The 12,410-nt window shown below is 36.9% G+C and carries 11 protein-coding genes; 6 read left to right on the top strand and 5 right to left on the bottom strand.

Going from position 1 to position 12,410, the window contains the following annotated elements:
• From INT04_RS09745 to INT04_RS09730, 4 genes are all read left to right on the top strand, one after another.
• Positions 1-548, top strand: a 548-nt coding sequence (locus INT04_RS09745; RefSeq protein ID WP_193015945.1) for a hypothetical protein, incomplete at its 5' end; no start/stop codon positions are given.
• Between the two features lie 80 nt (positions 549-628).
• A complete protein-coding gene (locus INT04_RS09740) occupies positions 629-2,770 on the top strand; it encodes a type I secretion system permease/ATPase (RefSeq protein WP_193015944.1) in 2,142 nt (713 codons plus the stop codon).
• Positions 2,771-3,044: 274 nt separating this feature from the next.
• On the top strand, positions 3,045-4,160 hold the full coding sequence (locus INT04_RS09735) for an HlyD family type I secretion periplasmic adaptor subunit (RefSeq protein ID WP_413465726.1): 1,116 nt from the start codon (positions 3,045-3,047) through the stop codon (positions 4,158-4,160).
• Positions 4,161-4,172: 12 nt separating this feature from the next.
• Positions 4,173-5,636, top strand: a complete 1,464-nt coding sequence (locus tag INT04_RS09730; RefSeq protein WP_193015943.1) for a TolC family protein — start codon at positions 4,173-4,175, stop codon at positions 5,634-5,636.
• 60 nt (positions 5,637-5,696) lie between these two features.
• On the opposite strand, the gene INT04_RS09725 is transcribed toward INT04_RS09730, so the two are convergent.
• The gene (locus INT04_RS09725; protein WP_193015942.1) at positions 5,697-7,187 is read right to left on the bottom strand and encodes an MFS transporter; all 1,491 of its coding nucleotides are present in this window, start codon (positions 7,185-7,187) and stop codon (positions 5,697-5,699) included.
• Between the two features lie 85 nt (positions 7,188-7,272).
• Here INT04_RS09725 and INT04_RS09720 point away from each other — a divergent pair, with 85 nt between their 5' ends.
• Entirely contained in the window at positions 7,273-7,827 is a 555-nt protein-coding gene (locus INT04_RS09720) for a TetR/AcrR family transcriptional regulator (protein ID WP_193015941.1), read from the top strand.
• Positions 7,828-7,891: 64 nt separating this feature from the next.
• Here the strand turns inward: INT04_RS09720 and INT04_RS09715 are convergent, their stop codons facing one another.
• The 4 genes from INT04_RS09715 to INT04_RS09700 are packed head-to-tail and all read right to left on the bottom strand — an operon-like array spanning position 7,892 to position 11,574.
• The gene (locus INT04_RS09715) at positions 7,892-8,647 is read right to left on the bottom strand and encodes an ABC transporter ATP-binding protein (protein WP_193015940.1); all 756 of its coding nucleotides are present in this window, start codon (positions 8,645-8,647) and stop codon (positions 7,892-7,894) included.
• A 1-nt stretch (position 8,648) separates the two neighbouring features.
• On the bottom strand, positions 8,649-9,656 hold the full coding sequence (locus INT04_RS09710; protein WP_193015938.1) for an iron chelate uptake ABC transporter family permease subunit: 1,008 nt from the start codon (positions 9,654-9,656) through the stop codon (positions 8,649-8,651).
• Positions 9,643-10,605: an ABC transporter permease gene (locus INT04_RS09705; protein ID WP_193015936.1), complete on the bottom strand. Its 963-nt coding sequence runs from the start codon at positions 10,603-10,605 to the stop codon at positions 9,643-9,645. The genes INT04_RS09710 and INT04_RS09705 overlap by 14 nt, the downstream gene beginning before the upstream one ends.
• A 9-nt stretch (positions 10,606-10,614) precedes the next feature.
• The gene (locus INT04_RS09700; protein ID WP_193015934.1) at positions 10,615-11,574 is read right to left on the bottom strand and encodes a siderophore ABC transporter substrate-binding protein; all 960 of its coding nucleotides are present in this window, start codon (positions 11,572-11,574) and stop codon (positions 10,615-10,617) included.
• Positions 11,575-12,026: 452 nt separating this feature from the next.
• Here INT04_RS09700 and INT04_RS09695 point away from each other — a divergent pair, with 452 nt between their 5' ends.
• The gene (locus tag INT04_RS09695; protein ID WP_193015932.1) at positions 12,027-12,353 is read left to right on the top strand and encodes a PTS sugar transporter subunit IIB; all 327 of its coding nucleotides are present in this window, start codon (positions 12,027-12,029) and stop codon (positions 12,351-12,353) included.
• The last annotated feature ends 57 nt before the right edge of the window (positions 12,354-12,410 follow it).

The following is a 12,410-nucleotide window of genomic DNA, read 5'->3' as shown; positions in this document are numbered from 1 at the left end:
ATACTGATGTAGATACCGACACAGATACTGATGTAGATACCGACACAGATACTGACGTTGATACCGACACAGATACCGACACAGATACTGATGTAGATACCGACACAGATACTGATGTAGATACCGACACAGACACTGATGTAGATACCGACACAGATACTGATGTAGACACAGATACTGATGTAGATACCGACACAGACACTGATGTAGATACCGATACAGACACTGATGTTGATACCGATACTGATGTTGATGGAGAATCAAATAACCTTGATATCGCGGCATTACTTCAATTAGGTGAAGCCTCAGAAACAATATCGAATGAACAACAAGATAATGTTGAGTTACCTGAATTAAGTGAATTGTTAACGGATGCAAGTCAGGCCAATATTAATATTGATAATATTGTTCCCGCTTCTCAAGAAACAGAACAGGCAATTCAGTCTCCACTTTTTGTTAGTGAAACGATACATGATGGGAATATTGAATCTCATCAGGTTGCAACACTAATAACAGAGGAAGATATGGGGACAACTCATAATATCTAAATCTATAAAAATAAAATAAATAATTAACATCCTCGTGCCAATACGGCATGAGGATGTTTTTCCCATATTAAGGTATTATTATGGAAAACAGTGAAAATAATAACGCTCATTGCTATTTAGAAAATTATAAAGAAGCGATTATAAATATAGCCAATCATTACCGATTAGATTTTTCACCAGAAAATATCAATATCACGGCTAAATGGTATGAGAATAATATTTCTTATGATGATGTAATTAAATTATTAGCTAGACAGTGTTGTTTAGTTGCTAAATTTATAGACAGCAAAAAATTTAAATTTAATGTTTGGTCGCTACCTGTTGTTGTTGAAAGTCATGATGGCAGAGTGGGGATAGTTCAAAATATAAAAGGTAATAACGCGACAATATTATTCAGCGGTGATTATGGCCTAGCTGTTGATGTTGATATAGATACGCTAAAAGAAAATATAAAACGAATTGTTATTTTTAGACCAATGGTTGACAGACCTGATCCAAGAGTGGATTTATATATTAAACCCACAGAAAAACATTGGCTATGGCGTATTTTATTAAGGGATGTTTCTCCTTATAAATATGTCATTATGGCAACATTTATTATTAATGTCTTGGGTTTGGCAGGGATCACTTATTCTATGCAAACCTATGATAGGATTATTCCATCACAATCTTATTCAACGATGTTTGTTTTGGTTGTAGGCGTATTAATTGCTTTTGTTTTTGATTATATTCTTAAAATGTTGCGTTATGGAGTGATTGATTTATTAGGAAAAAAAGCTGATTTGCGTATGTCAGATCGTGTTTATGGGCATTCTTTAAGGATAAAAGACAGTCATCGCCCACCCTCTACTGGCTCTTTTATTTCTCAGTTGCGCGATCTTGAACAAATTAGAGAAATGATGACGTCTAGTACCGTCGCTGCTATTGCAGATTTACCTTTCTTTCTCTTTTTTCTCTTTATTATTTATATGATTGGCGGAATTATTTGCGTCATTCCATTAGCGGGTTTTTTCTTAATGATAACGCCTGGGCTATTAGCACAGAAAAAATTGTTTGTGCTTGCCAACGAAGCAATGAGGGAAAGCACGTTACGTAGTGGCATGATTGTTGAATCAGTTCAAGGGCTTGATGATATAAAAGCCATGCAAGCAGAGTATCGTTTTCAACAGCAGTGGATCCATTATACAAAAACGAGTGCTGAAGCCAGCTTAAAGCTAAAACATCTAACACATAAATTAAGCAGTATGGCTTATTTTATTCAAAACAGTGTGTTTGTAGGGGTGATTTGTATGGGAACCCCTTTAGTGATCAGTGGTGAGCTTTCCACAGGGGCACTTGTCGCGTCTTCTATATTAAGTTCTCGAATGATGGGGCCTATTTCTCAAATGGCGAATATCATTACGCGTTGGCAACAAACTAAGGTATCAATAAAAGGGTTAACGTCTATTATGGAATTACCCGTTGACCATCCTACGTCTATTAAAAAAGTTCATTTACCTTTTATTAAAGGTCATTATAAATTAGAAAACATTGGTTTTAAATTTAATCAAAATAGCCCAAATTATGCGATATATATAAATAAATTAGAAATTAAACCGGGTGAGAAAATCGCGATTATAGGCCGTAATGGTGCGGGTAAATCCTCTTTGCTTTCGGCACTTTTTAGTAAGATGGAATATCAAGAAGGAACAATAACACTAGATAATATCGAATTAAATACATTGGATCCTTCAGATTTACGTAGAGATGTGGGCTATTTAAGCCAAAATGCCAAATTATTTTACGGTACTGTACGAGATAATGTGACATTAGGAAATCCATTAGCCACCGATGAAGAAATTTATCAAGTTCTTGAAGAAACAGGTGCCGCTGAATTTATAAATAAATTACCAGAAGGGATTAATTATATTATTCAAGAAGGTGGTGTTGGTATTTCAGGAGGACAAAAACAGTCATTGTTATTAAGCCGTTTATTATTGAAAAAACCAACGACTTTACTATTGGATGAGCCAACCGCATCTCTCGATGATATTACTGAAGCTAATTTTATTAAGAATATTGAAAAAACGGCTCTTGGAAAAACATTTATTATTACCACGCATAGAAAAAAATTATTAGAACTTGTGGATCGTATTATTGTTGTTTCGGATGGCAAAATTGTACTTGATAAACCCAAAGCGGTTGCATTAAAAATGCTTTCAGGAGTAACAGATGAAAAATAAAAAAAATAACGCATCGAATGCAGTATCTCCTGATGAGATGAATAAGTTGGTGAAAGAATTAGAAAGTTTAAACCAACAACACAATCAAGGAATACAACAGAACCAAGAAGAAAAAATAGGATTTTTTAAACGAATAAAAAATATTATTGCTGATTATCGTTATATTACGAATAAAAAAGATAAAGATCTCTATCTTATTGAAGACAGTATTGGTGATGCGGCTGAATTTGGTTTAATTGATGATACTAAAGCCAGTAAAGCAAATCGTATCATCATGGCTATCTTTTCTTTTTTATTTATTATGGTGATTTGGGCTTATTTTGCTGAAGTTGCCGAGGTGACAAAGGGAAACGGGAAAATCATTCCAAGCTCTAAAGAGCAACTTATTCAATCTCTAGATGGTGGGATTGTGACTAATATTTTTGTGAGAGAGGGAGATATTGTTCAAGTTGGACAAACGTTAGCGACATTAGATTCGACAAGAACAGCATCAAGCCTAGAAGAATCACAGGCGAAATATAATACGGCTTTAGCAACGTCTATTCGATTAAAAGCAGAAGTTGATCAACATAAAATAGCTAACTTGGTTTTTCCTGAGGAATTACAAACACAAACTGAATTAATTAATTATGAAAATAAGCTTTATTTATCACGCAAACAAAAACTTACTCAAACACTCGCTAATTTGCAAAAGAGTAAGCACATTATTCGTCAACAATTAAATATTAATAAAGAGCTTGCTCGCCAAGGTGCTAGTAGTACCGTCGAAGTATTAAGATTAGAAAAGGAATTGATTGATTTAGAAAGTAAAATACAAGAATACACTTCAGATTTTTATGTTACTGCGCGACAAGAACTGGCGAAAGTAATGGCTGAAATAGATAGCTTGGCGCCTTTAATTAAGGGGCGACAAGACTTTGTACAAAAAACAACTATTACATCGCCTGTTAAAGGTATTGTGAAGAATATTCAAAATTCAACAATTGGTGGTGTGGTTCCTCCAAATGGTATTTTGATGGATATTGTTCCTTTGGAAGATACATTAATTATTGAAGCTAAAATATCGCCAAAAGATATTGCTTTTATTCATCCAGGGCAACAAGCCAAAGTCAAAATAACGGCTTATGATTATGCTATTTATGGCGGATTAGAGGGAACGGTCAGTGTTATTTCACCGGATACGGTGAAAGATGAAGTTAAAAGTGATGTGACGTATTACAAGATATACGTCAAAACTGATAAAGATTATTTAGTGAATAAGGCGGGAAAATCATTTTCTATTACTCCGGGAATGATTGCATCCGTCGAAATAACAACAGGCAGTAAAACAGTATTACAGTATTTAATTAAGCCATTTAATAAAATTAATGAAGCATTAAGAGAACGGTAATAGGTTAATAAAATGAAAAAAATCAAACATACTGTTTTACTAATAGGGTCAATTTTGTTATTAGGTGGCAGTGGTATACAACACGCAAACGCAACATTACAAACTGAACCAGTTAACTCTTTTACTCTAGATATTGTGGATATCCATAAGGACGTAGAATCCCCTAAACGCTTTTTATCTCAGGGTATTACAAAATCAATGAGCGTTGCTGATGCTCAACCTAATGTATTACAGTCAATGCAAGAAACGGGAACAAGTATTGAAAAACAGTCACTGTCATCTGTGGTGGGATTAGCGTTAAATTGGCACCCATCATTAAGAAGTAGTGAATACTTAGCGAGAGCAGCTCAAGATATGATTGATGGATCACGAGCAGATTATTTTCCACAAGTCAGCGTAGGAATGGATAATAAGCTCTATGAAAATAAGGATCGGTATGGAAATAATAATAAAGGTTCAGATGTTCGTTTTACCGTCAGACAAATGGTGTATGATTTTGGGAAAACGTCTACAAGAGTGGATTCTGCAGAAATTTCTTTTGCCCGAGAAAAAATAGTTTCTTTAAAAAGTCAGCAAGATCTGATTTATCAAGTCTCACAAGCTTACTTTTATACTTCTCTTTATAATAATTTAGTGAATATTGCTCAATTGCAAGTGGAAGGTTTTAGTGAGATAGAGCAATTAGCGATGAGTCGTTCTTCATTAGGAGCCTCTACACAAGCTGACTATGTACAAAGTAAAAATAAACTTGTTTCAGCACAAGCATTACTTTATAGCTATAAAACACAGCAAGCGCGCTGGAATGCATTATTGCAGAATTACACAAATAATGCGGTGAGCTATTCTCAAATTCCTTTAATTACGGATACTCATCTTTCTAATGTTTGCTATCAATATGCAGATCATGGAGCAGAATCAATCGATATGTTACTTGCTAAATATGATCATGAACTTGCAAAGAAAAATATGGAATATACGCGATTAGATAATTTCCCAACAATTTATTTGGAAGGAAATTATCGAACAAATATCAATAAAAATGATAATATGGATTATGATCCTGATAGAAGAGAGATTAAACTTAACGTGGATATCCCTCTGTTTGAAGGGGGAAGTAAATATTCAAAAATGTCCCAAGCAGCTAATGAATTACTCGCTAGTCAGTATCAATATGAAACAATATCGATTAATACAAAGCAGCAATTAAATGTCGCGTTATCTCAAGTAACGGGTAATTTATCTATGATGAATTCACAAAAAGAAAAAATACAAACAGCAGAAAAAACGAGAGATCTTTATTTATTACAATACAAAAGTTTAGGAACAAGGCCTTTAATTGATGTATTGAACGCTGAGGGAGATATTCATCAATCTAACATTGAATATATTAATAATGTTATTGAGACAAACTTACAAAGTTTAGATTGTTTATTAGTCTCTGGAGAAATTAATCGAGTTTTAAATATTTCAAATTGATACTCGCGATACCTTTTCAGCACGATAAAATACATCAGTCTGGAAAGGTATCACTTAAAATTAATATAAACGCTTATTGCGTAATATAAATGGCAATATAAAAAGACTTAACGCCGTAATAATTGCGGTGGCAACTAACACCACGAAAAAGGCATTTTCAAAAGCTAAATTTGCTTGAGATACTACAAGAGAAGCCACGTCATTGGGTAATTTTTCTGCCACAATAAGGGCTTCATCTAAACTGTCATAGACTGCATCATTGATAGCTAATGAGTCTGGTAGTGCAAGTTTTAAGGTGTATACCGTACTCATTAAACTGCCCATAAAGGTCACGCCAATCACACTGCCTAGCTCATAAGCGACATCTTCAATTGACGCCGCCATTCCCGCTTGCTTATCAGCCACACTCAACATAATGGATGTCGATGCCGTGGTAAAAATAAGTCCTAGACCAAAGCCGATTAAGAATAAGCTACCGATTAACGCCACTGGAGAGGTTGTTTGATAAACGGCAATTAACCACAGATTTCCCACTAAAGTGAGCGTAAATCCGGCAATAATTAATCGAACTTCACCTAACCGTGTTAAAAAATAGCCCGCTAAAGGGGATGCTAATACTGAGCCAATAGGGATAGGTAAAATGACTAATGCTGCATTTAAGGGGGTAAATCCAGCAACAAGCTGTAAGCGCTGACTAAGCAGTAACTCAATACCCACAATGATCACCATCGAAAGGATAGCCATTAAAATACCGATACTAAAAAAGCGGTTTTTAAATAATCCAAAATCAACCATTGGGTGAGTTTGTTTTCGTTGACGCTGGGTAAATATCGTTAAAAAAATGGCCGCAATAACCAAGGCAAGAGCTACCTCACTCCACTGTGTATAAGGTTTGCCTAGTTCTTTTAAAGCATAAATAGCGCTGATCAAACCCACTAAAATAAGCACTGAACTTAAATAATCAATTTTATGATCACCATGCCCTGAAAACTTAGGAATAAGCCAAATAGAAAACGGTAATACAAGAAGCACAATGGGAACATTAATTAAGAAGACAGAACCCCACCAAAAATGTTCAAGCAACATGCCACCAATTAAAGGCCCTAAAGCCGCGCCCCCAGAGGCAACTGCAGACCAAATACCAATCGCAATGGCGCGCTCTTGCGAGTCACTAAAGACTTGGCGCACGATTGACAGTGTGGCTGGCATACTCATCGCAGCCCCTACCGCTAAAAAACCACGAGATGCAATTAAAGTCGTTGCTGTTGGAGAAAATGCAGCGCATAAAGAGGCAAGGGCAAAGAGTGGTAACCCACTAATAAACAGTATTTTATGGCCTATTCTGTCTGTCAGCATTCCAGCTGCGGGTAATAAGCCAGCAACAATTAATGGATAAGCATTCATTATCCACAGTTTTTCTGATGCACTTGCATTTAAGTCATGGGTTAAACGTGGTAATGCGGTATAAAGCACGGTTACATCAACAACAATGAGAAACAGCATGCTAGAGACCAAAAGTAATACTATCCAACGCTTATAATCTTTTATCATAGAAATCTCAGTTATTTTTATGGGTATTATTTTTACTAGCGGCTATAATATAAATCCATACGATCGTATTGAAAAGAGGTTTTTTATGGGACGTCAAAGAACAATTGATAGAGAGAAATTGTTAGAAGCGATCTTCGATATCGTGATGGAACAAGGTGCGGCAGCGTTAACGATAGATACTGTTGCTAAAAAAATGGGGATCTCAAAAGGGGGCGTTCAATACTGTTTTAGCAGTAAAGAAGCGATGATTGATGCGATGTTTGATTTCTGGGAAGAGAGTTATGAAACCCAATTTAACAAGATAGTTGAAAGTGATAATTCCCCTGATAATCGCGTTACTGCACATATCCATGCTACTCATCATCACGATAAAGTCTCTTTTGCCAAAGGCGCGAGTTTAATGGCGGCATTGCTACAGACGCCAGAATATCTGCAAAGTACAAAAGAGTGGTATCAACAGCGCTTGACGGGGTTAGATACAACAACGGAGGCTGGAAAACGTGCAAGACTGGCTTTTTTGGCAACAGAAGGCACCTTTTTACTGCGTTATTTTGGATTAATGGATATTGATGATAATGAATGGCAATCTATCTTTGAAGATATTGATTCTGAGTTGATCTTAAAAGAAAAAAAACAATAAAAAAGCAGGTTATTGTTCAGAAAAATAATCTGCTTTTTATTGAAGTTAATAAAACTAAATGAAATTAGTAATACATCGCAATTAGCTTATTGTCGATCTCTTTAACGTCAACAGGGGTGTCGAAAATATCTTCGATAATATCCGCTTTCATGATCTCTTTGGGTGAACCGTGATAATACAATTGTCCATTACGCATGGCTAAAATATAGTCAGAGTAAACAGAGGCAAAATTGATATCATGAATAACAATAATAATGGTTTTTCCTAATTCATCTGCAGCTTTTCGCAGAAGTTTCATCATTATCACCGCATGTTTCATATCAAGATTATTAAGGGGTTCATCAAGCATGACATATTCAGTGTCTTGGCACAGTACCATCGCAACATAAGTCCGTTGGCGTTGCCCACCTGATAGCTCATCCAGATAGCGATGACGGAATTCGTTTAGATTTAAAAAATCTAACGACTCATCAATGATTTTTTTATCATCCAGAGTTAAACGGCCTTTGCTGTATGGGTAGCGCCCGAAACCGACGAGTTCTTCTACAGTTAAACGACTGACAAATTGATTTTCTTGGCGCAGTATTGAGAGATTTTTTGCTAAAACATCGCTGTCTGTTGCGGCGACATTCATGCCATTAACACTGACCATACCACTCTCAGGAATTAATAAGCGTCCAATGACGGAAAGCAATGTGGATTTACCCGCACCATTAGGGCCAATGATTGAAGTAATACCGCCACGTTGAATGGTTGTTGTAATATTATCGAGAACAGTGATGTCTTGATAACGCTTTGATATTTTGCTGATTTCAATCATATTAAAGTCTTCTTAACACCAAATAGATAAAGAACATTCCGCCGACAAATTCAATGACTACAGAAAGCGTTCCTGTCATTTTTAAGCCGTACTCTAAAACTAATTGCCCACCAATAAGCGCTATCGTACCCAATAAAAAAGCGACGGGCATCAAAAAGCGGTGTTGGCTGCTGCCACTAATATGATAAGCAAGGTTAGCCACAATTAAACCCAAGAAGGTTAATGGGCCGACTAAGGCGGTTGAAACAGCCACTAAGACTGAAATCAGTAATAGGATATATGTTGTCTGCTTGCGGTAATTAATGCCGAGATTAATCGCATTCGCTTGGCCTAATGCCATCACATCAAAGCTATAACGCATCCGCCAAAGTAAAACACCTACAACAACAATAATGGCTAAGGCACAAAAGATCAGATCAGGCGTTGCGCGGGTGAAGGTGGCAAACATGCGACCTTGTAAAATGGAGAACTCATTAGGATCCATCAAACGTTGTAATAGTGTGGCTGAACTGCGAAATAACGTACCTAAGATAATTCCAATCATTAGGACTAAATTGATGTTAAAACGCACTGAGCTAAACAGCCAACGGTAGAGTACAACGGAAAATAGCACCAATAATGTTGATTCTAAAAAGAACTTTGATAAGTTCAACATCCACGATGCAGGCATATCGCCTTCAAAGAAGACAAACACGGTTTGTAGCAACACAAACAGGGCTTCTAATCCCATAAGAGAAGGGGTCAAAATACGGTTATTAGCGATAGTTTGGAATAATATTGTTGAGACACCGGCGGCAAATGCTACCACAATCATAGTGAGAATAATGTAAGCGCGGTGAGTCAGAATATAAGAGATATTACCGTTTAGGTTTATCGTCATAAATAACACAATAGATAATAACGATGCCCCTAGTAATAACCAAATACGAGACAGGGGTGAAAGGCGCGTTTTCTTATGTTCAACAGCGCCAGTACATTTGCTAATTATGGATGAATTAACTTTTTGCATAACGTTGCTGCTTTAATAGTAAGAAAAGGAAAATCACGGCTCCTACAGCGCCTAAAATAACACTGGCAGGAATTTCAAAAGGATAACGAATAAGGCGACCAATTACATCACACAGTAAAACAATTGCACCACCACTTAAGCAAACCCAAGGGATAGTTTTACGGATATTATCCCCCATCACTAAACTCACCAGATTAGGGACAATCAAACCTAAGAAAGGCAATGCACCTACGACGGAAACAACGACACCACTAATCAGTGCGATAATGGATAATCCGATGATCATGACTTTGCGGTAATTTAACCCCACATTAATCGAAAATTCACGGCCCATACCTGCGACAGTAAAGCTATCAGCCACCCAGCAGGCCATTAATGCAAGTACGCCGACAAGCCATAACAGCTCGTAACGACCTTGTAATACACTTGAAAAATCACCACTTGTCCACGCATCTAAAGATTGCAGTAAATCGAAATAAACCGCTAAGAAGATGGTCAGCGCACCAATAACGGCACTGAGCATAATGCCCACTAAAGGTACTATCAGTGTGGTTTTTAAGGTGATCCTTTGCAGGAGCAACATAAATAAAATGGTGCCAAAAAGGGCAAAAACGGTGGCAACCATCATTTTGGTGAAGATGCCCGCAGCAGGAAAGAGCAGCATAACCACCAACAAACCTAGGCTTGCAGATTGTGTTGTTCCTGCAAGAGAGGGTTCAACAAAGCGGTTTTGAGTCAGCAGTTGCATGATCAGACCCGCAACACTAATGGCACCGCCTGCGAGTAATAATGAGAGAGTTCTTGGAACACGGCTAATAAAAAAGATATCGCGCATGTCAGGATCAGAAAAAAGCGAAGCAGGCGTAATATCTCCTGCACCGACAAATAGACTGATCATTGAGAGGATAGCAAGAGTGCCTATCCCCAATGATAAATGGAACGTTTTCATTCAGTTACTTTATTTTTTATTATCTAATGCCTGATTAATTGTATCCATTAAACGGCTGTATGTTTGGATCCCACCTGAGATATAAATTGAGCTCGAGTCGAGATAAATAACGCGGTCGTTATTCCACGCATTTACTTTTCTAACCAGTGCGTTATCCAGAACTTGCTGTGCAGGTTGTGAATCTTCACGACCAATTGCAGCATCACGATCAATCACGAACATCCAGTCTGGGTTGAGTTTTAGTAACAGTTCAGAGTTGACAATATTTCCGTGTGAGCCAGGGCTGTCAAATTCATAAGCAGGTTCAAAACCTAATACGTCATAGATAAAGCCAAAACGAGAACCAGGGCCATACGCTGAGATTTTACCGCCGCTAACTAAAACGACCATCGCTTTACCTGCATCAGGTGTTTTAGCTTTTACGGTATCAATTTGACTATTGAAGTCAGCCAGTAGTTTTTTAGCTTGTTCTTCTTTGCCAAAAATTTGACCTAATGTTGTTGTGCGTTCAGCAAGGCTTTCGGTAAAACGTTTAGGATCAATATCCATTGAAATCGCAGGGGCAATCTCACTTAATTTTGCATACGCATCACGAGCACGGCTACCACTTAAAATTAAATCAGGTGCTGTGGTGCTGAGCTTTTCATAGTTTGGCTCAAATAATGCACCTTCGTTGATGTAGTCGTTCGGGTTGGTATATTTTTCTAAAAATTTAGGTAAATGAACATTGGTTTGTGGAAGTCCAACAATAGGAACACCTAATGCATCAATAATATCGAGGGTTTCCATATTCATCACAACCACTTTTTGTGGATGTGCAGGGATTTCAGTTGTCCCTTGGAAATGTTCAATCGTGAGAGTTTGCTTTTCTGCTGATTGCGCTGTTGATGTGTCTTGAGCGTTATCACAACCGGCGATAACAAGTGAAGAAAGCAGTAAAAACAGTGGGCTTAATGACTTTTTAAACATTCTCTTTCCCATATTGTTGCAACACGAAATAAGACGGATCTTTACAGCGATGGCTTAAATGTCGATCCACAAAGAAGATGATAATACCATCAAAAGTATAAAGAGTAATGATACTAATTCACATTCTCATAATAATAAAGAATTAACTTGACTAAAATGGTGAAATTTTGCGAGAGATCATCAACGAAAAAGGAAGAACAAATTTTGTGTCGTGAAAGAACTCTTAAGGTTATTTGCTCAATTTGTGAAGAGTGTCAAAAGAGTAGGTCAAGGAGAGACAATTCTTAACCTATAAGAAATATCGTTAACTAGTATCATTGCGTATACTTCATTCAAGCAGAAACAATCCTTATTTTTATCTTACTTCGGTTTCTGTACTGACACAGTAATGAATGCACAAGAGAAAGCCTTATTATCTCTGAGGTAAATTGTTGCCAACTCAAGAGGGTTTTATGCAAAAGAAATATATTTACTTATTTTGTTCTGCTGGCATGTCAACATCCCTTCTCGTGACTAAAATGCGAGCACAAGCAGAAAAATATGATGTGCCTGTGGTCATTGAAGCCTTTCCTGAAACCTTAGCAGCACAAAAAGGACAGGATGCGGATCTTATTTTGCTAGGTCCACAAATTAGTTGGATGTTGCCTGATATCCAAAAATTACTCCCGAATAAACCAGTCGAAGTGATCGACTCTCTGTTATATGGAAAAGTAGATGGCTTAGGTGTGTTAAAAGCTGCTGTTGCCTCTATTAAAAAAGCCTCTGTAACAACAAATTAATTTTATTTTTTATTTTTTATTTTTTGAATTTTTTCTATTCCAGTCAAAGAGCGAATT

This window comes from Proteus sp. FME41, assembly GCF_014897315.1.
Classification (GTDB): Bacteria; Pseudomonadota; Gammaproteobacteria; order Enterobacterales; family Enterobacteriaceae; genus Proteus.
This window is presented reverse-complemented; position numbering and strand designations above follow the sequence as displayed.